The organism is Desulfovibrio sp. MES5 (assembly GCF_002237645.1).
Lineage (GTDB): Bacteria > Desulfobacterota > Desulfovibrionia > Desulfovibrionales > Desulfovibrionaceae > Desulfovibrio.
On sequence record NZ_MJUZ01000022.1, the window covers coordinates 163889 to 189653 of the forward strand.

Genomic DNA, 25765 nt, shown 5'->3' on the forward strand with positions numbered 1-25765 from the left:
CAATTATTCAGAAATTATCATATTATTAGCCACGTTAAGCTGTTCTGGTCGGTTATGACGAGTCAAAGCAAAGCTCACAGATGGCATTGCGCGGCGCGGAGGGAGATCGCCGAGCGCAGCGAGGAAGCTCCCGTAGCAGAGGCCGCGCAGCCCTCGCGGGATTATGGTATGAGGAAAGCCCAGCGGGGTCGTCCGGGGGGAGTGCAGAGGGGTCCTCGGAGGGGCGGCAGCCCCTAACAGGCCCCCTCTGCCGCCCGCCGCGCAGGCGGCCAAAACTAAATTAATAAAAAACCCCCATGCCCGTAGGGCACAAAAATCGTCTCTCAAAGGACAAGCCTGCTTTATTTTCTCTGAAGCCGCAACTGCACAGCCCCCTCTGCCGCCCGCCGCGCAGGCGGCCAAAACTAAATTAATGAAAAACCGCCATGCCCGCGGGGCACAAAAATCGTCTCTCAAAGGACAAACCTGCTTTATTTTCTTTAAGAGATTACTGCGAACCCACTTCCGCCGCCGCGCAGGCACCCCAACAACACAAAAAAAGCTGCCATGCCCAAAGACACAGCAGCCCCAAAAATCAACCAGACGACAATGCCGCCCTACATATCCTGTTTTTTCTCTGAATTATCCGAAAGATAAATATCCAGCAGCCCTTCCGGCGGATCAATAACCACAGCCGGGGCTTCTACGTCAAAGCCCACGATAAACTCCGGCCTGGCGGGAAAAAGCACTTCCCGGTCGTCATCCGTCATGATGACCCACATTTCCAGATCAGCGGGGTACTCAAAGTGATCGAGCCTGCCGATCCGCTGCCCATCGGGCAGCAAAACGTCCCCGCCGAGCAGATCTTCCAGATAGACCTCATCGTCATCAGGTTCGGGCAGGGTTTCGCGCTTTGTGAGCAGCTTGTAGCCCCGAAAGTTTTCGGCGGCTGTGCGGTCTGCCACGCCTTCCAGCAACAGCAGCGGGCGGCCTTTATGGCTGCGCACTGCAAGAGGCCGGATCGGGCGCGGTTCGGCATTGCCCGCCTGAATCCAGAGAGGGGTGGTCAAAAGCAAGGGGGAGTCCGCATACCAATCGATGCAGATCTCCCCTTTGATACCGTGGGGCCGCGCAAGCGTGCCCATATGAATCCATGAATCCGCCATAGTATCCGGCGCTATTCCAGAATTTCCAGCACAGTGCGTTTTTTGCACTTGATGGACGCGGCGCTCAGTATGGTGCGCATGGCCCTGGCCGTGCGCCCCTGCTTACCAATGACCTTGCCCAGGTCTTCTTTGGCAACCTTGAGTTCCAGAACGGTAGTCTGTTCGCCTTCCACTTCGCTGACCTGCACTTCGTCGGGATGATCTACCAGGGACCGGGCAATATATTCGATCAGGGCCTTCATTGAGTACCTCCAAAGGGGTCTGCGCCGGAGAAGACCGGAGCAGTAAAGGCCGCGCGCAGTGCCGATATTGCCCAAAACGGCCTTTCCCAACATGCTTTCGCATAATTTGGGAGGCCGCAGGGCGTCTGCCGCCGTGGCGGAAGCTTAGCGGAATGCGCTAGGCCATGTGTTTCTTGATCAGGGAACGCACGGTATCCGTGGGTTCAGCGCCACGAGCCAGCCATTCCTTGATTTTATCCGCATCAAGCTTGACCTCGATCGGATCCTTCATGGGGTTATAATAGCCCAGGAATTCCAGCGGACGGCCATCACGACGGGTTTCGTCAGTGGCGGCCACAACCCGGTAGAAGGGGTGCTTTTTGCTTCCGAGGCGGGTCAGTTTCAACTTTACAGCCATGAGTCCAACTCCCTTTGAGGTGGTATGTTATCGTTGCGCCCGGGAAAGGGCAAGGGCGGAAAAGCCCTGGCGCAAAGAGGTGTTGCCGTTACGACGGCGCTCCTTGCCGCGAAATATCTATTTTTTCTTACGCTTTTGACGTTCTTTTTTCTTGCGTTTTTTTGCGGCGGCCGATTTTCCGGTACCCGCGCGCCCACCGGCTGCGCCGTCCATACCGGGCAAACCGCCCATTCCGGGCATGCCGCCCATGCCTGGCAGACCGCCAAGGCCGGGCATTCCGCCCATACCGCCGGGCGGGGTCATGCCGGGGGGCATGCCGCGCATGCGGGGCATCGAAGGCATCTTGGCGCCCTTGCCGCCCATCATGCCCTTCATCATCTGGCGCATCTGCTCAAACTGGCGCACCAGCTGATTGACCTGAGCGACGGTCACGCCCGAGCCCTTGGCAATGCGCGCCCGGCGACTGCCGTTGAGGATGTCGGGGTTGCGCCGTTCTGCCATAGTCATCGAGTTGATGATGGCTTCGGTACGGGCCATTTCCTTTTCGGGCATGGCCCCGCTTGCTTCGGCAAGCTTGTCGCGCAAGCCGCCGAGCCCCGGAATCATCTTGAGGATGCTGTCCAGCGAGCCGAGCTTTTTGATGCGGCGCATCTGGGTGCGAAAATCTTCAAGGTCAAAACTGGCCTTTTTCATCTTGCGGGCCAGTTCTTCGGCCTCCTCGGCATTGATGGCGCTCTGTGCTTTTTCCACAAGGGTCAGCACGTCGCCCATGCCCAGGATACGCCCGGCGATGCGGTCGGGGTGGAAAACTTCCATCTCCGACAGTTTTTCGCCCATGCCCACAAATTTTACGGGCGCGCCAGTAACCGCGCGGATGGAAAGGGCCGCGCCGCCGCGTGCGTCACCGTCCATCTTGGTGAGCACAACACCGGTGATGCCAAGGCGCTGGTTGAAGCTTTCAGCCACAGTCACGGCATCCTGGCCGGTCATGGCGTCAGCCACAAACAAAATTTCCTGCGGCCGCACGGCCGCCTTGATGGCCTCAAGCTCCTGCATGAGGGGTTCGTCCACATGCAGACGACCCGCCGTATCCAGCAGCAGCACCGTGGCCTGCTCGCGCCGCGCTTCTTCAAGGGCGGCCTTGGCTATGTCCACTGGGTTCATGTTCACAGTGGAAGGATAGCATGGCATGTCCAGCTGTTTGGCGAGCACTGTCAGCTGGTCAATGGCTGCGGGGCGGTACACGTCGGCAGGCACAAGATAGGGACGCATCTTTTGCTTGCGTAAAATATTTGCTATCTTGCCCGCAGAGGTGGTTTTGCCCGAGCCCTGCAAACCCACAAGCATGATGACCGCAGGCTCGCGCCCCTGAAGGTCAAGACCGGCAGTTTCACCGCCAAGCAGGCTTACCAGTTCGTCATTGACGATCTTGACCACCTGCTGGGAAGGATTCACGCCCTTGAGCACTTCCTGGCCAAGACACTTTTCGCGCACGCTTTCAACAAAGTCTTTGACGACCTTGAAGTTAACGTCCGCTTCCAGCAGGGCCAGCCGCACTTCGCGCAGACCGGCCTGCACGTTTTCTTCGGTAAGCTGGCCTCGTCCGCTAAAAGAGCGGAATACGCCGGAAAGTCTGTCTGAAAGGCTTTCGAACATGCAGTCTCCACAGGGGCCGCAGGGCGGCAAAAAGCGGTGCGGTTATTACCTCGCGCAGATACCCTGCACGTGGCCGCCGCACGGCGCAAAAGCCCCTACAGGGGCGAAGTGGTGATTCATAGGATGTTTGCCGCCTCACGTCAAGTCTTGTAAGAAAAAGGCGCACCGGGGCTTGCAAAGCACGGCCAAAAACTGTACGCGCAGGCACCCGTCCCGAACTGGCCCGCCCGACTCTCAGGATCTTCACCGGGCAATGGCGGGGCACCCGCCTTTTCCCGGCGAGAAGGCAGCCCGCAAATGCGCAGCCCGCATTGACATACGGGCCACAAGGGGATACTCTGTCAGACTATAATTTGAACAATTATTCCAGCATATTACGAGGAAGTCATGTTCACCAATCGCGGCAAGGCGCTGACCTTTGACGATATTTTGCTCATCCCCGGCTATTCGGACATAACCCCTGACGCCGTGGACATAGCCACCTGGCTCACCCCTTCCATTCCTCTTCGCATCCCCCTGCTCTCCGCCGCTATGGACACCGTGACGGAATCAGCCATGGCCATTTCCATGGCGCGCATGGGCGGCATCGGCATCATCCATAAGAACATGCCCGTTGCCCGGCAACGCCTTGAGGTCGAGAGGGTCAAAAAGAGCGAGAGCGGCATGATTCTCGACCCTGTGACCATTTCACCCAACAATACCGTGCAGGATGCCCTTGACCTCATGTCGGACTTCCGCGTTTCGGGTCTGCCCGTTGTGGAAGATGGCCGCCTGGTGGGCATTCTCACCAACCGTGACGTGCGCTTTATTGAAGACGGGCACGCCGTGCGCGTGGCCGACGTCATGACCAGTAAAAATCTGGTCACCGTGCCCATGGGCACCTCCCTTGAAGAAGCCAAGCAGCACTTGCACGAACACCGTATAGAAAAGCTGCTTGTGGTTGATGAAGACGGCCTTTTGCGCGGCCTCATCACCATGAAGGACATCGACAAGGTGCAAAAGTACCCCAATGCCTGCAAGGATGCCGCCGGACGCCTGCGCGTTGGCGCGGCCATCGGCATTGGCAAGGATTGCGAGTCCCGCGCCGAGCAGCTGCTTGAAGCCGGGGTCGACGTGCTGGTGCTTGATTCTGCCCACGGGCATTCTGTCAACGTCCTCAATGCCATACGCATGGTCAAAACGGCCTTTCCCAACTGCCAGCTTGTGGCTGGCAACGTGGCCACCTATGAAGGGGCCAAGGCCATTCTTGAGGCTGGCGCCGACACCGTCAAGGTGGGTATCGGCCCCGGCTCCATCTGCACCACCCGTATTGTGGCGGGCGTTGGCGTGCCACAGGTAACGGCTGTTATGGACGGCGGACGCGCCGCGCGTGAGTTGAACCGCTGCTGCATCGCTGACGGCGGCATCAAGTTTTCGGGCGACATCGTCAAGGCCCTGGTCGTGGGCGCGCATTCGGTCATGATCGGCTCGCTGTTCGCGGGCACCGAGGAAAGCCCCGGTGAAACCATTCTGTATCAGGGCCGCACATACAAAATCTATCGCGGCATGGGTTCCATCGACGCCATGAAGGAAGGCAGCTCCGACCGCTACTTCCAGGAAAAGAGCAAAAAGCTCGTGCCCGAAGGCATCGTGGGCCGCGTGCCCTATCGTGGCCAGGTGATGGAGGCTGTATATCAGCTCATGGGCGGCCTGCGTTCCGGCATGGGCTATGTGGGCGCGCACAACCTCAAGCAGTTGTTCGAGAACACCACGTTCTGCGAGATTTCTCCGGCTGGCCTGCGTGAAAGCCATGTGCACGACGTGGTCATCACCAAGGAAGCCCCCAACTATCGCATTGAGAACTAGGGCGTATTGAACGCCAGGGCAATTTCTTCTTGAAACTGCCCTGGCGTCTGCGCGAGCAGGCATCCGCCACGGGGCGCAGGCGCACGCTGTTTGCACTGACGACGCCGGGACGGACGCCATGAAAATATTGAGAATACGCATCTCACAGTGAAGATGCTCTGGCTGGCGGCGCAGCGACGCCGCATGCCCCCTGCACACAGGGAACCGGTGCGCCCCCGGCTGGGCGCGCACAGATCATGAGGAAGTTATGCCCAGCAAGGTCATTATTATAGATTACGGCTCGCAAGTTACCCAGCTTATCGCGCGACGCGTACGCGAAGCCGGGGTGTATTCTGAAATCCACTCCTGTGTGACCACTGCCGAACAGGTGGCCGCCATGAAGCCCCAAGCCGTCATTCTGTCCGGCGGCCCGGCCAGCGTGGGCGAAGCCGACGCCCCGGCGCTGGACCCCGGCTTTCTGGAACTGGGCGTGCCCGTGCTCGGCATCTGCTATGGCATGCAGTTGCTGGCCCAGAACCTCGGCGGGCAGCTGGCCCAATCTCTCACGCGCGAATACGGCCCGGCCGACCTCAACCTCATCGCGCCCTGCACGTTGATGGAAGGCGTCACCTCGCCTACCCGCGTGTGGATGAGCCACGGCGACAAGGTTATGGTGCCGCCGCCCGGCTTCACCGTCACGGCCAGCACCAGCACGCTTGAAGTTGCTGCCATGGCCGATGAAAAGCGCAAAATCTACGCTGTGCAGTTCCACCCCGAAGTGCACCACAGCGTGGACGGCGAGCGCATGCTCCAGAACTTCCTGTTTAAGATTGTCGGCATCAAGCCCGACTGGACCATGTCGTCCTTTGTGGAGCGCGTGATCAAGGAAATGGCCGAGCAGGCTGGCGACAAGCATGTGGTCTGCGCCCTTTCAGGCGGCATTGACTCCACGGTTGTGGCCGTGCTGCTGCACCGCGCCATCGGCAAGCGCCTGCACTGCATTTTTGTGGATAACGGCCTGCTGCGCCTTGGCGAAGGCGATGAAGTGGTCGGCTTCCTGCGCGAACATTTTGACCTCAATCTCAATTTTGTGCAGGCGCAGGAGCGCTTTCTCTCCAAGCTCAAGGGCGTGGAAGATCCCGAAAAGAAGCGTAAAATCATCGGCCACACCTTTATTGAAATTTTCGATGAAGAAGCCAAAAAGCTCCCTGAAGTCGATTTTCTGGCTCAGGGCACGCTGTACCCCGACGTCATCGAATCCGTTTCCCACAAGGGCCCCAGCGCGGTCATCAAGAGCCACCACAATGTGGGCGGCCTGCCCGATACGATGAAGCTCAAGCTCATCGAGCCCCTGCGCGAACTCTTCAAGGACGAAGTGCGCAAGGTTGCCGCTGAACTGGGCATGCCCGACTCCATCGTGTGGCGGCATCCCTTCCCCGGCCCCGGCCTTGCCATTCGTGTGCTTGGCGAAGTGACGGAAGAGCGCCTCAGCATTCTGCGTCAGGCTGACAAAATCGTGCAGCAGGAGTTGCGCGAATCCGGCTGGTACCGCAAGGTCTGGCAGGGCTTTGCCGTGCTGCTGCCGCTCAAGACCGTGGGCGTTATGGGCGACGGACGCACTTATGAGCATGTCATTGCCCTGCGCGTGGTCGACAGCGTGGACGCTATGACCGCAGACTGGGCCCGCCTGCCCGCCGAGCTTATCGAGCGCATGTCCGGCCGTATCATCAATGAGGTCAAGGGCGTCAACCGTGTGGTCTACGACGTGTCCTCCAAGCCGCCCAGCACCATTGAATGGGAATAGGAGAGCCCTATGTTCGGTATAGGCAGCACTGAGCTTCTGGTCATCCTTGTGGTGGCCCTGATTGTGCTTGGCCCCAAGAGCATGGCCAACATTTCGCGCACACTGGGCAAGGCTTTGGGCGAATTCCGCCGGGTTTCCACCGACTTCCAGCGCACCCTCAATGCCGAGGTTGAAGAGGAAGAGCAAAAAAAGCGTAAAAAAGAGGCTGCCCAGGCTGCCAGAGAGGCCGCCAGAGCTGAAGCCGAAGCCGCCGCGCAGGCCGCCGCCCAGGCGGCTGGATCGGAAGTCGCGCAGGAAGCGGGACAGCCCGCAGGCCAGGCTGAAGGTCAGACTGAAGGCCAGGCCGAGGGCCAGCCGCCCCAGGCTGGCGCGCAGGCGACTGGTCCGCAGGACATACCTGCGGCTGAGGCCGTGCTGGACACCACTGCGGTACATGCCGAACAGCCTTCGGAGTCCGAAGCCCAGGCTGCCAGCCAGCATGCGCAAGAAGCTGCTACCGAGGCAGAACAGCCGCAGGCTTCTGCTGCCAGCGAGACGGCAAATGCCGACGCTGGCGTGCCAGCGCCGCCGGAAGGCAGCCCGCTGGCCGAAGCCCTCGCACGAACTGAAGCTGAAGCCCGTGCGGCGGAAGCCCGCCTGGCTCAGACCGCTACAGCCTCTGAAAACGGCGGCAAGGCATGATTGAAGAAAAAAAAGCCCCTCTTGAGCAGGCTTCGATTGATGCTACGGCGGCCGACTCCCCGGAGTCCGGCCAGGAATCGGAAGCATCCGCCGCTCTGTCCGTTATAGGCCAGATTGATCTTGAGGCCGCCAGCAAGCTGGCGGCCTCTGCCACGCCATCAGCACCATCTCCCGATGCGGCAGACGCTACGGCAGGTGCTGCGGCTAACGCCACGGCAGATGCTGTGGCAGGCGCAGCGACAGACACAGTAACAGACGCTGCGGCAAACGCCACGGCAGTGCCCACGCCCGACGCCGCCCCCCTTGCTGCTGCCGCCGGCCCGGAAAAATCCGTTGCTGCAACGCCGCAGGATTCGGTCGCCCAGGAAGCCGCTGCCGATTCCACTGTAGCGCACAACGCTTCGGAGCCAGCCAACGCTGCCCCTGAAGAAACCTCGCCAACTGAAAACACCCCGCCGACTGCGGCATCGGGCGGTCAGCCCCCGCTGCCCCCGGCAAGCCCCTTTCCGCCTGCGGGCACGTCGGGCGATGCGCCTCTTCCCGTTGCTTCGGGCGGCAACCTTCCCGCCGCCCCCGACGACGATGAAGACGACGATGATGGGCCGGACAAGGCCATGGGCCTTATGGACCACCTCGGCGAACTGCGCATGCGCATCGTGCGCTGCTGCATTGCCATTGTTCTGGGATTTTTTGTCTGCTGGGCGGTGGTGGACCCCATCTTCGACGCTCTGGTGAACCCGCTGCTGGCCGTGCTGCCCAAGGGCTCACACGCCATTTACACCACCCTGCCCGAAGGCTTTTTTACGCGCATGTACATTGCCCTGGTAGCGGGCATCTTTGCATCCAGCCCGGTGATTTTTTACCAGATATGGTCTTTCATCGCGCCGGGATTGTATGAAGAGGAAAAAAAATACATCATTCCCATTGCGGTGATGTCCGCCCTATTCTTCGCTTCCGGCGGGGCATTCTGCTACTTTGTGGTCTTTCCCTACGCGTTCAGCTTCTTTGTGAGCTTTGCCACTGAAGAAATCGTGGCCATGCCCAAGGTCAGCGATTATCTGAGCTTTGTGCTCAAGCTTATTCTGGCCTTTGGCATCATCTTCGAAATGCCGCTTTTCGCCTTCTTTTTGGCCCGCATGGGCGTCATCACCGCCGCCATGATGCGCAAGGCACGGCGCTACGCCGTCCTTGGCATCTTTGTCGTGGCCGCCATTCTTACGCCGCCGGATGTGGTTTCGCAGCTTCTCATGGCTTGCCCCATGCTCGTGTTGTATGAAATAAGTATCTTAGTGGCCGCAGCTTTTGGCCGCAAAGCCAAAAAGAGCGAAGACGAAGAGGGTGAAGGCCAGGAAAAGCAGACCACTTCTGACGGTGCTGCCGGCGCATCCAAAGACGCCAAGGCCGCCCCTACCTCGGAGGAAGCATGAGTACCGCCCCGCGCACGGCCATTCAGGCGCGCACCAGCGTCGAAACCGACATACGCCTTGAACTGACGCTGGACGGCCAGGGTAAAACAGATATCAGAACGGGCTTTGGCCTGCTGGACCACATGCTGACTCTGACGGCATTCTGGGCTGGCATGGACCTCACCCTGGTCTGTGAGGGCGATATGGAAGTGGACGCCCACCACACCGCTGAAGACGTGGGCCTTCTCCTAGGCAAAGGCCTGCTTGACGCTCTGGGCGACAGGGCAGGCATTGCCCGCGTAGGCTACGGACGCGTGCCCATGGATGAAGCCCTTACAGAAGTCACCGTGGACCTTTCAGGCCGTCCCTGGCTTGAGTGGCGCGGCGACGACCTGTTGCCTCCCGTACTCGCCGGGGAGGAAAAAGACCTCTGGCGTGAATATTACAAGGCTCTTGCAAGCGGCGCACGCTGCAATCTGCATGTGGAGATGCGCTACGGCAAGAATGGACACCACCTGCTGGAATCCGTCGCCAAGGGTCTGGGTCTTGCTCTGGCTCAGGCGGTGCGGCGGCACGGCACAACCATCCGCAGCACCAAGGGAGGTCTTGATTAATGCATAACCGCCTGAATATATTGCTACTGATTACACTAAGCCTCGTCCTCGTTCTGGGCGCCTGCTCCAAGCGTCCGCGCAGCACAGCCGATGTGCCGCGCAACCTCTCCGGCACCTATTCCATAACCGTGGCTCCCTTTACCCAACCCGTCAATGCAAGCCAGCTTATCATGGGCCGCATCCCCGAAGACCAGGGGCGCATTCCCGAAGACATGCTGACCTCCCTGGACATGCAATTGCGCCGTGTACTGACCACCGACACCAACCGGCAGTACAAGTTTATCAGTCTGCGCACGTTGCCCAAGGATATGACGACCTTTCACAGCTCCGAACAGCCGCAGGCTTTGCCCCGCTGGATAGAATACGGCAAAAAGCAGGGCGCGCAGGTGCTGCTTATTCCTCAGGTGCTGGACTGGCACGAACGGGAAGGCTCCACGGCAGGGGTCACCCAGTCGGCCCACGTGCGCGTCGAATTCTTTTTGCTGCGCGTTGACACGGGCAGCATCATGGACCGCTCTGTTTTTGAAGAAAAACAGCTGGGCCTGACGGAAAACCTGTTGAACATGGGCTCATTTCTCAAACGCAAGGGCCAGTGGGTCACCGCAGAGGAACTCACCGTGGATGGCATACGCAAGGCTGTGAAGGATTTGGGATTATGATTCTGTTTCCTGCGGTAGATATTCAGAATGGCAAGGCCGTTCGCCTCAAGCAGGGGCGTGCCCACGAAAGCACGACCTTTGCCGAAAGCCCTGTGGACGCGGCCAAAGCCTGGGAACAAGCCGGGGCACGCTGGCTGCACGTGGTTGATCTGGACGGCGCTTTTGACGGCGCAGCCCAGAGCCGACACATCGTGCGGGACATCTGCACGGCCCTTTCCATCCCCGTGCAACTGGGCGGGGGCATCCGCGACATGAAAACGGCCGAGGGCTATCTTGAAGCCGGGGTCAGCCGCCTTATCATCGGCACCCTGGCTCTGGAACAGCCCGAGCTTTTCGCCGCCATGTGCCGCGCATTTCCCGGCCAGATTGGCGTTTCACTGGATGCTGAAGGCGGCCGCCTCAAAAGCCGCGGATGGGTGGAAGATACGGGCATGACCGTTGATTCTGCCCTGCCCCGCCTGCTTGAAGACGGCGCGGCCTTTGTCATCTATACGGACATTGAACGCGACGGCATGCAGTGCGGCGTCAATGTGGCGGCTCTGAAACATCTGGCGCAGCTTTCCACCGTGCCCGTCATTGCGGCGGGCGGCGTGGCCACGCTTGAAGACGTTAAGAATCTCTACCCCCTCACCCTCAATACCAGCCTCATCGGCGCGGTGAGCGGGCGCGCCCTCTACGAAGGGACGCTCAATCTTGAAGAAGCCAATGCCTGGATCGATGCTCAGGCTGGTGTGCAAGTTTAGGGTAACATTCGTTGGGATGCTTTGTGGGGGAGTGACCCTTTTGCAAAAGGGTCACTCCCCCACACCCACACCCTCTAAAACTCTTATCGTGTTTTAGGATAATTCAAAGTATGGTGTGAGCCGGAGGGAGCCAAGGACGGCTTCTTCCCGACAGCAGGCCATCGCAAAGTTCATCGTTCTGGCTGATAACAAAAAAATACAGGCCCATGCGGACGCGCAACGTCCGCATGGGCCTGTTGTGTTGGGCATGTATATGCCGGGCGCTGGCCCCGTTCTGACCTGTCGCCCTGATCTGATCTGTCGGCCCTGTCTGGCCTGGCTGCCTGTCCTGGCTGGCCTACCTGGGGCACCCTTGCCAAGCCGTCGGGCAGTACCTATACTCTCTACATGAAGTCAGCTTTTTACAACCAGCAACACCCTGACCGCCCTTTTTGCGGTTACCCCGAAGAGCGCTACTGGCGTTCCTTCCTTTAATTCCTCACATGCAGACGTCCTTTGTCGCGGCGGCCCCGTCAGGCGGCCGACGCTCTGGTTGTTTCAAATCCCGGACTACCTGCCGATGGGCATCACTGAAGCCTGCCCGGCATAGCTGCCCGGAACGCATGCGAGGATAAAATGCTTGTGACCAAACCCCGCCACTGGTTCTGCCTTATGGGAGCCATTGTTTTTGAAGTGGCAGGAACCACGGTAATGAAGATGGCGCAAGGCTGGAGTTTCGCCCATGCCGCCCTGTTGGGTCTGGCGCTCATGTGGGTGGCCATTGGCCTTTCCTACTATCTGCTGGCAAAAGCCACCACCGGCCTGCCCGTTGGCGTGGCCTTCGCTTTCTGGGAGGGGCTGGGGCTGACGCTCATAACGCTGTGCAGCGTTGTCCTGCTGGACGAAAGCATGACCGCCAAGCGCGCGCTTGGCCTTGTGTGCGTGCTGGCGGGCGCTCTGCTTGTCCACCACGGAACTGGGCTCGGGACGGGGCGCGGCAAGGAAAACGCCAATGCCGCCATCCACCCGGCAGCGCGTCCCACATCTGCCGCAGGCAGCGCGCAAGCGCGATCTCAGGTGGGAGGAAGGGCATGATGCAGTCCGTCACCTCTTTTTTCAGTCTTTCACTGCTGCTGGTTGTGCTGGCCGCGACACTGGACGTGCTGGCAAACCTTTTACTGGCAAAATCCGGCGGCTTTCGCCGCCGCTGGCTCGGCTTCTTTTCACTGGCGCTTGTGGGTCTGGCTTTTTACTGTCTTTCGTTGGCCGTGCGCCATATGGACCTGGCTGTGGCCTACGCAATGTGGGGCAGCTTCGGGATCCTTGGCACCTCCCTTGGAGGCTGGCTTTTTTTCAGCCAGAAGCTGCGGCCCTGCGCCTTTGCTGGCATGGCTTTGCTCATGACAGGCATGGCGCTCTTGCATATGAGTTAACGCCCGGCCGTCTGCCGGAGGCAATTGTGGAAAAAAAATTCTGGGATTATCTTGAAAAATGGCGCGGTCTTTTCACGCGCCGCCGGACGCTGCGCTGGCGTGATGGCTGGATACAGAACGGATACTGCTGCGACTGCCGCTACTGCTGCGGCCCGCAGGATTCCAACGAACCCTACCCCATGGCCTTGTTGCCCCGGCAGATACACGCTGGCATTGAAAAAGACTTTTACATGCTCAATGCCGACACCGCCTATATGGATGGCCGTGGCTGCAAGTCGTGTTCGCCCAAAGGCTGTGGCCTGCCCCGTGAGAATCGGCCCGTGGCCTGTGGCCTTTTTCCCCTCGCGCTCATCAACGGCAGTCTTTACGCTTACAAGACCTGCCCGGCCATTCTGTTCACTCCGGTGGCGCAACTGGCCCCGCTGGGGCTTGAAGCCGCCCGCTGGCTCACCGGTTTCAGCCATGACGAGCTACGCCACCTGTCGCTCAACGTGGAACCTGCCGTCCTGGCGGAAAAATACATTTCTCTGGATATTCAGGTTTTTGACGACAGCGGCGTAAACCTGCGGTTGCGCTGACCCCTGAACAATTCCACCCCGGAGCAATTCCATTCCGAACCTACTCCGACGGCTGCGTAAGCAGGCTCTTGCCATGAAGGCCTACGCGTCGTTTATTTGTTGCCCAGCGTCGTTACGGGCGTGAAAGCCCATTGAGAACAGACGTTCTCAATGGGCTTTCGCGTTACATACAGATACGCGGTTGCAGATGCTGTGGAGAATGAGGATACCTGCGCGGAAGCACGCAGCAGAACAGGGCGAACACGTCGCTGTTGGAGCAGATCAATTTTGAAATGGAGTGCTGCCGGAAAGGCACTGTCCCTACATCCCAGTCCTGCATCAGAAAACTCTTTGTAATACACCAAAATGTAATAAGAGTTTTAGGGGGTGGGGGATGGGGGCGTGGGGGAGGAGACCCTTTCGCAAAAGGGTTCCTTCCCCACAAAACATTTCAAATGGGCATCGGTGTGGTCAAGCCCGCCTCCGCCACAAAGCATTTCATTGGCGAAAACCTGCCAAAGCTTCGCGCGTAACGGCGTTTACCATTCCGGCACAAAGGTGCGGCAGGCGTATTCCTGCGGGATGCGAAGCGCGTCGTCAAGCGGCAGAGCCATGTAGTGGGCCAGCAAGCTGCGGATGACGCCAGCGTGGGCTACCAGCAACAGTGTGCCTTCAGGATAGCGCTGTCGCCAGCGGCGTACGGCCTCTAGGGCGCGGCTTTGCAATTGCGCGAAGCTCTCGCCGCCCTCAGGCTGAAAATGGGCAAAATTTCGGCCCCGTCCGTCATATTGACCGGGAAAACGCGCTTCAATCTCGGCCTTTGTCAGGCCCTGCCACTGGCCCAGGTCCAGCTCACGCAATCCTGGTTCAAAATGTATCGGGGGCGGGCTGGCGGTCCATTCATTTCCGGTCAGAAGAATGGACGTGGTCTCACGGCAACGCCCCAGGTCCGAGGACACCACTGCCGCCAGTCTTCCCGCCAATATGGGCATGAAGTCACGAGCCAGAGCGCGTATCTGCCGCCGCCCGGCAGGGCTGAGCGGGATATCGCGGTTGCCCACGATGCGCCGCTCAGGATTGGGCGGCAAAGCGCCGTGGCGCACAAGCCACATGCCGTTCATCTGAAATCTCCAGTTTTTTTCTGTAGCACGCGCCCCGAATTTCGGGCAAGACTTGACACATTATTTCCATTTTCCGCAAAACGGCCTTTTATCGCTGTCACCAGGCTTACAGGGGCATGGGGGCAAGCGTCGTGCTGTCGCCCGGCGTCTGGCCGAGCTGAGCGGCCAGCGCCGTCAGGGCGGCACGGGCTATGTCCTCGGGGTACGAGGCATATGGGGGATGCGGGGGGAGCAAGGTGTGCGGCGGTAGCGAAGCGTTCGCGGGCCGCCCATACTGCAGGGATTGCCGGGGCTGCAGGGATAGCGCAGCCTGCAGGGATTGCGGGGCTTCACCCTGCGCGCAGTCCTGATCATGGCCCTGAACGCTCTGCCCACCAGTGGGGCAGTCAAGTTCGCGGGCAAGACGCGCTTCCATTGCCAGGGCCCGCTCCATGCGCCCCTTGATGGCTTGCGCTGCCTCAGCGCCGAAGGTTTCCATCTTTTGTTCAAAGCGCTGCCGCACAGGCACAAAACTTGAGCCGTAACAGTATTTGTCAGCGAGAAAAACCAGTTCCCGTTCGGTGATGGGCTGGTCGTCAGGCAAAGTCAGGTCCCGATGGTCTTCCACAAGATGCGCCATGACAGGCAGGTGCAGTTGGCGAAACAATCGGCCCGCTGCGGCTTCATGCCCTTTTGCACCCTTGCGGATATCGTGCACCAGCCCCCCGGCCAGGGCAAGATCAGGGTCGAGGACAGAGCCAAGGCCAAGGTCAAAACCAGGAGCGAGGTCTGGGGCAAAGCCTGGGTTGGTGACAGTGTTGCCTACCAGACCGAGCTTCTTTGTACGCCTCGCCTGGAGCAGGGCTTTTGCGAGTGCTGCGGCAACCGTACCCACGGCGCGGCCATGCCGCAGTCCTTTTTCAGGCACTTCATGCAGGCGCAGCAGTTCCAGGGCTTCACCGGGCCGCAGCGTCTCCCGGCGTGACGCCAGAAGCCGCATGCTTTCATAGTCTTCAGGTCTGTCCATATCCGGCAGCATAAGCCCATCCGCCACGGGAATGTGCCGCACGGGCAGACCTTCCAGCGCGCCCCGCAGGCCATTTTCGCCCCCAGTATGCGCATGGCGCAGCACATGCGCCAGATGACGGGCGGGCAGAAGCGGCGGATGTCCCTCCTGCCCTGCAAAAGTCGGCACAAGAACATTTTCCGGGTCAGCCGCATGCGCCTCAAGCAGGGCTTGTATGGTCATGGGCCGCACCAGCGGCACGTCCACGGGCTGCACCAGTACGGGCGTTTCCGCCAGTGCCGGATCACCTCCGGCCAATGCCGAGAGCCCGGCGCAGACCGAGGAAAACATGCCGTCTTCCGGCCTGGGGTTGCGCGCCACAGCAAGACCGAGAGCCTGCGCCGCCGGTTCAATGTGCGCCGCATGCCAGCCTGTGACTACAGAAATATGCTCAATGCCCAGGTGGCGAAAAAGGCGCGCCAGACCCTCCAGGGCCGAACAGGATTCCCCGGCCGCTCCCAGCGGAAGCGGTAGAAGAGCCTTGACCTTGCCCATGCGGGACGCCTGCCCTGCGGCCAATATCAGTACGCGGGCTGTCACATCCAGCCTTCCCAGTCGCCCATAGTGCAATACGGCCCGTCGTGCCCTGAACGGTCACGCTGGCGGGACGTCCCCGCCTGATTGCCGCCCTTGGGCATCTGCACCACACGCACGCTGTTGCCGCACCGCTCAAGCCTGCCCTGCACCGGCCCAAGGCGCGGCAAGGGGCTGCCGCAGGCGCACGGCCCGGGCAAAAGGCACGCCACGTCTCCTGTACGGTAACGGATAAGAGGCATGGCCTCGCGCTCCAGCGTGGTGATGACAACTTCGCCTGTCTCGCCAGGCGACAGCGGTTCATCACCGCAAAAATCCACAATTTCCACAACAATATCCAGGAGGCGCAAGTGATACCCGTCGTGGGCCGAACACTCCACAGCGCCGCCATAGGCCGTTTCCGTAAGCCCGTAGTGATCAAGCACGGTGCAGTTCCATACGGTAGACAGCACATGGCCCAGGACGGGATCAAGCCTGTCCGCGCTGCTGAGCACGCCGCAAAGTCCCGGAGGGCCGCTCTTGGGAAAATGGCGTAATAATTCTTCCAGTTGGCCTGGCGCAGCCACGAGACAATGGGGCCGCACCTCGTCCAGCCACTGCACAATATCCGGATGGATGCCTGCCAGCGCCGCCTGCGGCGTCGCCACCCGTGCTGACGGGCACGCACAGAAGGCGCGGGACGCCACACCCCCTTGCAGCGGATGTTCCCGTATCGACAGCCCTTGTGCCGCCCTTCTCACAAGGCCTTGTTGCAGACTTTTGGCAGGAATCAGCAGTTCCTGCGGCGGAGTGCACACCTCCACGCCGCACGGGCTCAAAGACTGGCGCAGCAGGTCTGCCACGCCATCGGGGCGCGCCGCCCCAGGCAAGAGCACCGCCAATTTTTGCCCGGCGCGCACCAGTTGCGACATGCCCACGCGAAAAAAGTCAATGGTTCTGGCAAGGTCTGCTTCGGTAAAGGCCAGCCGCTTGGGGCTGCCAGTGGTTCCGGACGTGCGCAAGGTCACCATGCGCTGCACATCGCCGCGCGACACGCAAAGAAAATCCTCCCACCGGGCCAGATCGTCAGCCGTGGTGAAAGGCAGGCCGCGCATATCCTCGGGAGTGAAGCGCTCGAGGTCGTGTCCGGCCAGACTGCGGGCATAAAAGGCGCTGCGGGCCGCCGCATGGTTCAGGCAACGGGTCAGGGAACGGGCGCGGGATTCACGCAGGGCGCGCACAAAGGTATTGGCGTCTGTGCCCTGCACGCCGCACTGACCGGCCAGCCAGGCGTCAAGAGGATTGCGAAAGCCAGGTGCGCGCCCCGGAACCGCAGCAGCAGACGAAGAGCCGCGCGTGGAAGGATCACGCGAAGAAGCCCCAGCACCAAAAGAGGAACATGAATTCATGAAACGTCCTCCGCATACAGCCGCGTGCCGTTCTGTGATGTCAGATTGTGCAGGCAAAATGGTATCATGCGCCCGTCACGCCGCAAAACGTGGATGCAGCACCCGCGCACGCGCTCGATATCCAGGCTCAGCGCATCCTGAAAAGCCATGGCGGACAGCGTGAAGCGCCGTTCGGCCCCGGCCTGGGCCAAAAACCGGCTGAAGCCGTCCAGACCAGCGCCAGCAGCGCCCAGCCCTGATGCCTGATCGGCGATCTTTTCCGCGCCAGTGCTGTCGCCGCGCCAGTGCAGAGCCACAAACTGCTTTGCCTTTCGCGCGCCCTCTTCAGCAGACGGCGGCACGCCAGCATCTGGCAAAGAAGCCCCAGGGGCAGACGCATCCCTTGCGCCGGTGACAGCGGAGTCCGCGCCTTGCGGGCGCGGGGAACAGCAGGACTGGCCCGCGTCCGGCAGCCATTGAAGCCCTGGCGACGCGTCCTTTGCCCTCCCGTTTTCATTGGCAGAGGACGCGGCATCATTACGCCGATAAACAGCGCTGAAGGAGCACAATTCATTTTCGCACCCCGGCGGGTGCAGGTGTTCCGGGCGCACAAGATCGGGAGCCTGCCGGGTAAAACAGGCCATGACCTCCGGCAGGGTGAGCCTTGGGGCCTCTTCCAGACGCCAGGGGTAGCGCCCGAAAAACGCGGCGGGCTGCACGTGCAGGCCCCGCACCGCTGGCCCAAGACGCAGGGCCAGGCGCAGCAGGTCGCCCACTTCGCCATCATTGACGCCGCGCACAAGGGTAGCCACCAGCACCACGCCAAGGCCAGCCCCGGCGCAGGCTTCCACGGCACGACGCTTGAAATCGAGGCAAGGGCGACCGCGCAATGTCCTGAATGTCTCGTCGCTCACGCCGTCCCATTGCAAATAGACCGAATCCAGCCCGGCCTGGCGCAATGTGGCGGCATAGCCCTCTTCTTCGGCCAGCCGCAGCCCGTTGGTGTTGACCTGCACAAGGCCAAAAGCTCTTTCGCGCGCAAGACCGATGATTTGCGGCAGATCGTCACGCACCGTGGGTTCGCCGCCGGAAATCTGCACATTGCACGGGCCGGACGCGGTTTTGAGCGCGTCCAGCTGGCTGGCGATGCAGGCCAGGTCCGGATCCGCGCCGTCCGTCCGCCCTGATCCGCCCGCGCCCGCGTAGCAGATGGGACAGGTCATGTTGCAGCGCATGGTCACTTCCACAAGGCCCGTACAGGTATGCTGCGCGTGCGCCGGGCACAGGCCGCAGTCAAAGGGGCAGCCCTCGCCTATGGGCATACGGGGATGCAGAGGATAGGATGGGCTTTTGGGACGCGACCAGGACTCGAACGCGGGAACAGACACGCCCCCCTGATCCCCGGAGACGGGCTGGCCTGCCGAATCCTCGGCAGCCGTGCGCCACACGGGCACGCTAAACAGGCCGTGCTCGGGGCAGGTCTTGCGCAGTTCAACACAATATGGATCATCCTGAGCCAGGGCGTATACGGCGTCCAGCCGCCGCAGACAGACCGGGCAAAGGCTTTGGGTGCGGCGCAGAATCATGACGCGGGCATGATGTCCAGATCATAGCTCTGAACCAGTTCAATGATCTTTTCCCAACATTCGGCCAGCAGGTCGCCGCAGGCCACAGGATTGGGCGCTTCGCCCGGCGCGCCCGACGTCGCGCCAAGCCCGGCGGCTATCTGACTGCAGCTTTGGCCGCCGTAAGCGTTGGTGCGCTCATAAAACCATGTGGCGTAATCGTTGAGCAGGGGCGTAAGCATGGCGTGCGGCGTTTCAGTGGCAGCCCCCTTGCCGGCTACCAGCGCCAGGGTGCAGGCTCCACCAGTGAGCAGGCCGCAAGGGCCGTCCGACTGGCCGATGCCATGACAAAGGCCATGAACCGCCCGCACAAGGTCAGGGTTTTCCTGATCGCGGGCCTGAAGCATAAGCAACATCAGCAACTGACTACAACAATAACCCTCGTGCACCAGAGGCAGAAGCTCCATCATCATCGGATTCATGCTCTCTCCTTTTGTGCTATCCACAATCCATAGCCGTATTTGCGCCCCCCGCCAGAGGCGGAACAGGAACACCCGCCGGAAAGGCCTTGCCCCCCGGCGCCGGTCTCCCCATACCAGACCATGCGGGCGGCCAGTTCCACCAGTGCCCGGCTGTGATCCTCATACGTCGCGATCTGAAACCCCGCCTGCCGTAAATACCTCTCCCACAGCGCCGCAGGACGCGCGCCCTCCATGCAGGATGCGCCCGTGCCCTGCGCAGCGGAAAAACCGCGTGCAATGCCATCCGGCTGCATCCCCCCGCAGGTCGCGGAGTTTTGCCCGGAGTCGCGCACGTGCTCCGGCATTGCGGAGCCCTGGGCATCACGCCGCGTAAGGTCGCTGAAAAGCAGCACGCCGCCGGGACGCAGCACGCGCAGGCATTGGCGCAGCACGCCCGGAGGGTCCGTCAGCAACGAAAGTACGCATTCGCACACAAGGCCGTCAACGCTGCCTGCCGCCAGTGGCAACCGGGCTACGTCCGCCCGGATGATCTGCCCGCCGTCTTCGCCCGCCGCGCTCACGGCCTCGGGCTGCACCTGCCTGTCCAGCCCCATCACACGATAGCCGGCCTGACGCAACAGCCCCAGGGTGGCCCCGCAGCCGCAGCCCATATCCAGCACAAGGCCATTGGGCGCAAGGCCGCAGAGCTTGCGGCACAGTTCAAGGCCCCTGACTGTCAGGGACGTGCCGCCGGGTCGCCAGACGTTGCCAGCCACGCGGCGGAAGGATTCACTCTCCCACAGGGCGCTCATTTGTCTTCCAGCAGCGCTTCCACTTCAACCATCTTGCCTTCAGCCAGGGATTTGGGCGTCTGGGTCAGGCCGCACTTGGGGCAGCGCGGCAAAATGACGTCAAAAGCGCTGTTGAGATAAAAAACCGGAACCTTGCCCTGCTCCAGGGGCACATTGCAGCGGCAGCATACCCATTGGCCGCCGTCGGGGGCGTAGTTGGGGCCCATGCTCATGACTGTCCTCCTTGCCCGCCGCGCTGCCCGTCCGTGCAGCACTGGTGGCTGTTGATGACGTCCGCAGCCTCGTGACCGCCGGAACCGGGCACCACCATGCGGTGACACCACGCATCGTGGAGTATGAAACTTTCGCCTTGAGGCTCATATTCTACCCAGAATGCTACCTGACGGGGACGCCAGGAGCCGAGAATATGACCGTTTTCAAGATTTTTAAAACAGTGCCCGCTGGCCTCGGCCCCGGCCACGGCAGCTTCAATGTCTTCCAGCAGAATATGCCGTTCTTCCAGCCGGGTCAGCATTTCGGCGCTTATGATGACACTTCCCTTGCCGGGCTCCGGCGCGTCCTGTCCCATCCAGTCCCGCACCAGGCGACGCCGTAGGGCCGCGCGGTTGGCACGGCGGGCGGACAAACCGGGGCCTTTCTCCCTGCCGGCCCCAGAGCTGGCGCAAGCGGGAAAAAGCAGATCCAGCAGATGCCAGCATTCCTTGCCGCTGGCCGCCATACGGTCACGGCACATGATGCAGGAGGCAAGGCCCGCATGGGGCAGTTCCTCCGAGCGGTGGGCGGCCATGGCGTCCGCAAGTTCAGGCTGGGCGCACCACACAAGGCCGCCATAACCGCAGCAGGCTGTGGACGCTCCGGTGAGGCGAGGCTCTTCAATACGCGCTCCCGCCCGTTGGGCCAGGCTGCGCACCGCCGTAAGCCACGCGCTGTCATGCCGCGCCGTGCAGGGATCCTGAATGGAAAAAACCTCGGGCAGGCCTGCGTCGCAGCCCCCGGCCATGGCCGGATCGCCAGAAGACGCCGCCTTTTCGTCGGACTGCGGGGGTGAAGAAGGCAACAGGCTGTCTGACAGGCCCATCTGGTCCATAACCTCCCAAAGCGACAGGGATTCGGCTTCGGGCAGGGATTCGCGCAGGGCGGCAAGACAGGAAGAACAGGCCGCCATTATCCGTGGCTTGCCAAGGCCTTCCCACGTCTGACGCAGTTTTGCCGTATGTTCGGCAAAAAGGGTGGCTCGTCCGGCCCACCGGGCAGGAATGCCGCAGCAGGAGAGCATGAGGGCCACGCCGGGTTCGGGGCCTGCGGCCATACGCTCACGCAACAGGGCGTATACGCGGGCCACCTGCTCCCCGCGTGAAGCCGCAAGCTGGCAACCGGGGAAAAACAGCCACGACGGCGCAACGCCGGAGGGCAAGGAAGTGTCGGGCAAAACAAGAGCGCATTCCGGGCCGGAGGCGCTTTCCATATCCTCAAGGGCAAATTCGTGGGCGGATGGGGGCATATAGCCTCTCTCCACCATGTCCTCACGCGCGGAGAGGCAAAGCTCGGCCATAGAGAAATTTTCCGGGCAAAGCTCTTCACACTGGCCGCACAGGGCGCAGCCGTTGATCAGGGCATTGGCCGTATGCAGGCCCTTGACGATGGAGGCGTTATTGTGAATCTGTCGCGCGTAAACGCGTGGATAGCCTTTGTATTTTTGCAGATAGACGCATTCGCGCACGCAGATCATACACTGACACTGCAGGCAGCGGGCAGCTTCAGCCACGGCCTCGTCGGCAGTATACACGGCGGCGGCTGGCTCCACACGCGGTACGGGGGCAATGCCGCGCACGTCCGTATGCAGGGTGCCCTGCTCCTTGTTGCGCGCGGCGGTAAGAGACACGCCACTGGTCAGGCGCTCCAGCGTCTGGGCGGCGCGCCGTCCCTGCCCGGCCTGACGCGACGATGAGGCAAAACTGTGCCCCGTGGGCGTCACGCTGGGCCAGCCCGCACAGCACACTGTATCGCGCCAGTGCAGGGTTTCCTCATCGAGGGCCGCAAGGGCCGGTGCCAGAGCCGGGGCCGCGCCCGCATCCACAAGCACGCCTGCGAATTCCGCAGTCGCCTTGTCCAGTAGTGCCTGATCCAGCTCGGCAGCAACGAACTGCACCTTCTGGCGAACTAGAAGATCCATATCTTCGGACAGAAAATCCTTGGCAAGCGCTCCGTCACCCTCGTTGCGCAGTTGCGGATAGGCTTCAAGCACCGCCTGACCGGGCGTTCCGGCATGGTACACCGTTACGGGATATGCCTTGCGCGAAAGATCCCAGGCAGCCGCGAGGCCCGCCAGACCCGCCCCAATGATCGCTATGCTGAAGCGCTTGGGCGGCAGGGGCAAGGGGCGGCCCTGCGGGCCAACCGCCAGCATGCAGGCCAGCTCAAGGCCATGCATGGCAACGCTGCCGCCAAGGTCGCGCCGCAGGCAGACAGTCTCACACGGGGCGTCACAGATGCGAGCGATGATGCCGGGCAACGGCAGGTGGCGCTCCACAAGCTTACGGGCCTCGCCGGGCTTGCCCTCGGCCATACGCGCCATGAAGGCACGCACGTCCAGATCGAAAGGACAGGCTTCGCGGCAGCGCGGAGGGCTTTCCTGCGTACAGCGGGCTTCAATCTCGTGCAGACGTTTTTGATCCATCATGGCGTCAACTCACTGCAAAACCGGCTAGGTGTGAAGTACGGGCAACAGTCTCTTTCCCAGTCCGGCCCGCGCGTTTTCGCTGCAAGACCTGACATGTTCCCCGCCGCAAAAATGGAGCGGGGTTTTCGGGGGAGCCCCCGAAAACCCCGCTCAAACTTTAGGACAATACGCGACAAGAGCCTGTACCCCTGCGCGCCAGACAAACCAGTGATCTTTGCGGGTGAGGGCCCGGAGGGAGGGACATTGCAGCGAGTGTGGCGATGCCAGGCGCTGCGCCCCTCCCTCCGGTTTTTTTCCTTTGTTATAACCCTACCCTACTTGGGCATGGCCTCCAAGACCTTTTCGGGACGCGCGGGCAAATGACGGATGCGCGCGCCGCAGGCATTGTAGATGCCGTTGATGATGGCCGCATGCGGGGCGGTGAGGGGCATTTCGCCCACACCGGAAGCGCCGAAGGGGCCATCCTTGCGGTGGGTCTGCACATACACGATTTCCATATCGTCGGGGATCATCTTGATGCTGGGAACGCCCGATCCGCCCATGGTGCTGTGCTTCTTGAGGTCTTCGTAATCTTCGGTAAGAGCCAGGCCAACGCCCTGGGCGAGGCCGCCGTAGATCTGCCCGTCCACCACAAGCTTGTTGCAGAGGGTGCCGATGTCGGCCACGCAGACGATTTTTTCAACGGTGGCTTTGCCGGTGGCCACTTCAACAGCCACTTCGGAAAGGAACAGGCCGTACATGTAGCAGGCGAAAGGCGAACCCTGGCCCTTGCCGTCGCAGTCCTTGGCAGGCGCAGTCCACTTGCCTTCATAGCGCAGCGGGCGGCCTTCGGCCTTCATTTCTTCAGGAGTAAAGAAGCCGCCGCCGGGCTTGCGCATGCCCTCGATGAGCATTTCGCAGGCCACGCGGATGGCGTTGCCCGTGACCACCTGTGAACGTGAGCCGCCCGCAGGACCGGAGTTGGGGGTCTTGCTGGTGTCGTTCATGAGCAGGTGAATCTTTTCGGGGGCGATCTTCAGGGGACGCAGGGCCTCATGGGCCGTGCCCAGCGAACCGGCGTCAGCGCCCTGGCCGTGGTCTTCCCAGGAGTTGCCCAGGGTCACGCTGCCGTCCATGTTGAGTTCTACCCAGGCTTCGGAGGTATCCGGCCCGTCAAGGCCAGCGCCGTACACGCCAAGGGCGATGCCCACGCCGCGCTTGACTTCGGCGGTGGAACGCTCCTTCACGCGCTTTTTGGATTCTTCATAGTAGGGGCGCATTTTTTCGAACATTTCAGGCAGGCTCATAACTTCAGGAACCTGGCCAGAGGGCGTGGTGTCGCCTTCCTTATAGCAGTTCAAGGCGCGCAGTTCGAAGGGATCCATGCCGAGCTTTTCAGCCAGTTCGTCCATGAGCACTTCAGAGGGGAATTCCGATTCCGGCGCGCCGTAACCACGGAACGCCGCGCCCCAGCAGTGGTTGGTGGCAACGGTGCGGCCCTGGCCGCGAATGTTGGCGATGCCGTAGCCCGCGCCGATATACTGCGCGCCACGCAGGGTCAGCAGGTCGCCGAATTCGGAATAAGGACCGTGGTCGACGCTCCAATCCGTTTCCATAGCGAGGATCTTGCCCTGCTTGTTGGCGGCGTAACGCAGCGTGGTCCAGAAGGGCGAACGCTTGCCGGTGTAGTTCTGCTGCTGCTCGTAGTTGTAGCGCAGATGGCAGGGACGACCGGTGGCCATGACGGCCACGCCGATGAGCGCTTCCATAGTGGGGCTGAACTTGTAGCCGAAGGTGCCGCCCGCGGTGTTTTGCACCAGCACGAGATCCTTGGGGAATTCCAGGCCCAGACCGGGAGCGATCATAAGCGCGTGCAGGTGAAGACCAATGGACTTGGAGTGGATGACCACCTGGCCCTGATCGTTGATGTAGCCGTAACCCACGTCGGGTTCGATGGGCAGGTGCGGCTGGCGCTGGGTGTAGTAGCTGCCCTCGATCACCACGTTATTGGGATCGTTGAAGAACGGAGCCGTATCGGCGCCTTTTTCTTCAAACTGGTCATAATAGACGTTGGGGGTGCCGGGGTGAATTTCAATGGCGTCAGGGGCCATGGCTTCAGGGGCGCTCATGTATTCGGGCAGCAGTTCCAGGTCAAACTTGACCTTTTCAGCGGCGGCGCGCGCGTTAGCCTCGGAGTCGGCACAAACGATGGCCAGGGCATCGCCGTACTGGAAGATCTTCTGGTCGTTCAGGATGGGGCGTTCCCAACCGTCACCCTTGTTGGTGGGGAAGGTGATGAGGCCCGTGATGCGGTTTTTGCCCTTCACGTCCTTGTGGGTCAGCACCTTGACCACGCCGGGCATCTTTTCGGCCTCGGAGGTGTCTATGCCCTTAATGATGGCATGGGATACCTTGGCCTGGGCCAGGGCCAGATGCAGGGTGTTTTCAGGCATACGCCCTGCGGCGTCCGCGCCGAATTCGGCCACGCCCGTGACCTTGGCCACAGCGCTGGGACGGGGGATGCTGGTGCCCCAGATGCGGCCGTCGGCAGGCATCTTGAAGCTGATTTCTTCAACGGTTTTTTCGCCGCGCATGATGGCCGCAGCGTCCATGACGGCGTCCACCAGGGGCTTGTAGCCCGTGCAGCGGCAGATATTGTGGTTCTTCTGGAACCAGTCGCGCACATCTTCACGGCTGGGCTTGATGTTCTCATCCAGCAAAGCCTTGGCAGACACGATGAAGCCGGGGGTGCAAAAACCGCACTGAGCCGCGCCGTGCTGTATCCAGGCATGCTGCAGAGGATGCAGGCAGGCCGGCGTACCGATGCCTTCAAGAGTAGTAATGGCCGCATTATCAGCCACACGGCTCATCTTGATGATGCAGGCGCGCGACACCTTGCCGTCGACGATGACGGTACAAGCGCCGCACTGCCCTTTGCCGCAGCCAACTTTGACGCTGGTGAGCTGCAACTGACTGCGCAGCACGTCCACCAGAGTATCATTGGGGCTGACCAGCAAACGCCGGGGAATGCCGTTCACTACAAGAGTTTTTGGTTCCATGC

23 protein-coding genes are annotated in these 25765 nt (G+C 61.3%); 10 read left to right on the top strand and 13 right to left on the bottom strand.

Translation table 11 applies throughout. The features are described 5' to 3' along the window. Nucleotides 1-596: 596 nt before the first annotated feature. From rimM to ffh, 4 genes are all read right to left on the bottom strand, one after another. Nucleotides 597-1145 carry a ribosome maturation factor RimM gene (gene rimM / locus BCS36_RS07645; RefSeq protein WP_291302311.1) on the bottom strand — a complete coding sequence of 183 codons (549 nt, stop codon included), beginning with the start codon at nt 1143-1145 and terminating at the stop codon, nt 597-599. An 11-nt stretch (nt 1146-1156) separates the two neighbouring features. After that, entirely contained in the window at nt 1157-1387 is a 231-nt protein-coding gene (locus tag BCS36_RS07650) for a KH domain-containing protein (protein ID WP_012625423.1), read from the bottom strand. Nucleotides 1388-1544: 157 nt separating this feature from the next. Continuing rightward, the gene (rpsP, locus tag BCS36_RS07655) at nt 1545-1784 is read right to left on the bottom strand and encodes a 30S ribosomal protein S16 (RefSeq protein WP_179979665.1); all 240 of its coding nucleotides are present in this window, start codon (nt 1782-1784) and stop codon (nt 1545-1547) included. 117 nt (nt 1785-1901) lie between these two features. Further along, a complete protein-coding gene (gene ffh, locus BCS36_RS07660; RefSeq protein WP_291302312.1) occupies nt 1902-3440 on the bottom strand; it encodes a signal recognition particle protein in 1539 nt (512 codons plus the stop codon). A 387-nt stretch (nt 3441-3827) separates the two neighbouring features. Here ffh and guaB point away from each other — a divergent pair, with 387 nt between their 5' ends. The 10 genes from guaB to BCS36_RS07710 all read left to right on the top strand — a co-directional run bounded on the left by guaB (nt 3828) and on the right by BCS36_RS07710 (nt 13161). Then, complete coding sequence (guaB, locus tag BCS36_RS07665) at nt 3828-5285, top strand: IMP dehydrogenase (protein WP_291302313.1); 1458 nt, start codon at nt 3828-3830, stop codon at nt 5283-5285. 247 nt (nt 5286-5532) lie between these two features. After that, on the top strand, nt 5533-7068 hold the full coding sequence (gene guaA, locus BCS36_RS07670; RefSeq protein ID WP_291302314.1) for a glutamine-hydrolyzing GMP synthase: 1536 nt from the start codon (nt 5533-5535) through the stop codon (nt 7066-7068). Nucleotides 7069-7077: 9 nt separating this feature from the next. Beyond that, nucleotides 7078-7749, top strand: a complete 672-nt coding sequence (gene tatB, locus BCS36_RS07675; protein ID WP_291302315.1) for a Sec-independent protein translocase protein TatB — start codon at nt 7078-7080, stop codon at nt 7747-7749. After that, nucleotides 7746-9176 (top strand): twin-arginine translocase subunit TatC, encoded by a 1431-nt coding sequence (tatC, locus tag BCS36_RS07680; RefSeq protein WP_291302316.1) that lies wholly within the window; start codon nt 7746-7748, stop codon nt 9174-9176. The genes tatB and tatC overlap by 4 nt, the downstream gene beginning before the upstream one ends. Then, a complete protein-coding gene (locus tag BCS36_RS07685) occupies nt 9173-9769 on the top strand; it encodes an imidazoleglycerol-phosphate dehydratase (RefSeq protein WP_291302317.1) in 597 nt (198 codons plus the stop codon). The genes tatC and BCS36_RS07685 overlap by 4 nt, the downstream gene beginning before the upstream one ends. Beyond that, nucleotides 9769-10428 carry a hypothetical protein gene (locus BCS36_RS07690; protein WP_291302318.1) on the top strand — a complete coding sequence of 220 codons (660 nt, stop codon included), beginning with the start codon at nt 9769-9771 and terminating at the stop codon, nt 10426-10428. The genes BCS36_RS07685 and BCS36_RS07690 overlap by 1 nt, the downstream gene beginning before the upstream one ends. After that, complete coding sequence (gene hisA / locus BCS36_RS07695; RefSeq protein WP_291302319.1) at nt 10425-11171, top strand: 1-(5-phosphoribosyl)-5-[(5-phosphoribosylamino)methylideneamino]imidazole-4-carboxamide isomerase; 747 nt, start codon at nt 10425-10427, stop codon at nt 11169-11171. Before BCS36_RS07690 ends, hisA begins: the two co-directional genes overlap by 4 nt. Before the next feature lie 615 nt (nt 11172-11786). Then, nucleotides 11787-12245, top strand: a complete 459-nt coding sequence (locus BCS36_RS07700; protein ID WP_291302320.1) for a multidrug efflux SMR transporter — start codon at nt 11787-11789, stop codon at nt 12243-12245. Continuing rightward, complete coding sequence (locus tag BCS36_RS07705) at nt 12245-12583, top strand: SMR family transporter (protein ID WP_291302352.1); 339 nt, start codon at nt 12245-12247, stop codon at nt 12581-12583. The genes BCS36_RS07700 and BCS36_RS07705 overlap by 1 nt, the downstream gene beginning before the upstream one ends. Before the next feature lie 26 nt (nt 12584-12609). Further along, nucleotides 12610-13161, top strand: a complete 552-nt coding sequence (locus BCS36_RS07710) for a hypothetical protein (protein WP_291302321.1) — start codon at nt 12610-12612, stop codon at nt 13159-13161. 518 nt (nt 13162-13679) lie between these two features. Here BCS36_RS07710 and BCS36_RS07715 read toward each other — a convergent pair. The 9 genes from BCS36_RS07715 to BCS36_RS07755 form a co-directional block, all read right to left on the bottom strand. After that, entirely contained in the window at nt 13680-14261 is a 582-nt protein-coding gene (locus tag BCS36_RS07715; RefSeq protein WP_291302322.1) for a histidine phosphatase family protein, read from the bottom strand. 106 nt (nt 14262-14367) lie between these two features. Beyond that, the gene (locus tag BCS36_RS07720; protein WP_291302323.1) at nt 14368-15846 is read right to left on the bottom strand and encodes a DVU_1551 family NTP transferase; all 1479 of its coding nucleotides are present in this window, start codon (nt 15844-15846) and stop codon (nt 14368-14370) included. After that, nucleotides 15843-17228 (bottom strand): phenylacetate--CoA ligase family protein, encoded by a 1386-nt coding sequence (locus BCS36_RS07725; RefSeq protein ID WP_291302324.1) that lies wholly within the window; start codon nt 17226-17228, stop codon nt 15843-15845. Before BCS36_RS07725 ends, BCS36_RS07720 begins: the two co-directional genes overlap by 4 nt. Continuing rightward, nucleotides 17225-18793: a radical SAM protein gene (locus BCS36_RS07730; RefSeq protein ID WP_291302325.1), complete on the bottom strand. Its 1569-nt coding sequence runs from the start codon at nt 18791-18793 to the stop codon at nt 17225-17227. The genes BCS36_RS07725 and BCS36_RS07730 overlap by 4 nt, the downstream gene beginning before the upstream one ends. Next, nucleotides 18790-19254 carry a DVU_1555 family C-GCAxxG-C-C protein gene (locus BCS36_RS07735; protein ID WP_291302326.1) on the bottom strand — a complete coding sequence of 155 codons (465 nt, stop codon included), beginning with the start codon at nt 19252-19254 and terminating at the stop codon, nt 18790-18792. Before BCS36_RS07735 ends, BCS36_RS07730 begins: the two co-directional genes overlap by 4 nt. Further along, a complete protein-coding gene (gene trsM, locus BCS36_RS07740) occupies nt 19251-20045 on the bottom strand; it encodes a DVU_1556 family methyltransferase (protein ID WP_291302327.1) in 795 nt (264 codons plus the stop codon). Before trsM ends, BCS36_RS07735 begins: the two co-directional genes overlap by 4 nt. Further along, nucleotides 20042-20257: a DVU_1557 family redox protein gene (locus tag BCS36_RS07745; RefSeq protein WP_179979679.1), complete on the bottom strand. Its 216-nt coding sequence runs from the start codon at nt 20255-20257 to the stop codon at nt 20042-20044. Before BCS36_RS07745 ends, trsM begins: the two co-directional genes overlap by 4 nt. Next, nucleotides 20254-22725 carry a pyridine nucleotide-disulfide oxidoreductase/dicluster-binding protein gene (locus tag BCS36_RS07750; RefSeq protein ID WP_291302328.1) on the bottom strand — a complete coding sequence of 824 codons (2472 nt, stop codon included), beginning with the start codon at nt 22723-22725 and terminating at the stop codon, nt 20254-20256. The genes BCS36_RS07745 and BCS36_RS07750 overlap by 4 nt, the downstream gene beginning before the upstream one ends. Nucleotides 22726-23039: 314 nt before the next feature. Continuing rightward, complete coding sequence (locus BCS36_RS07755; RefSeq protein ID WP_291302329.1) at nt 23040-25763, bottom strand: molybdopterin-dependent aldehyde oxidoreductase; 2724 nt, start codon at nt 25761-25763, stop codon at nt 23040-23042. Nucleotides 25764-25765: the final 2 nt, after the last annotated feature.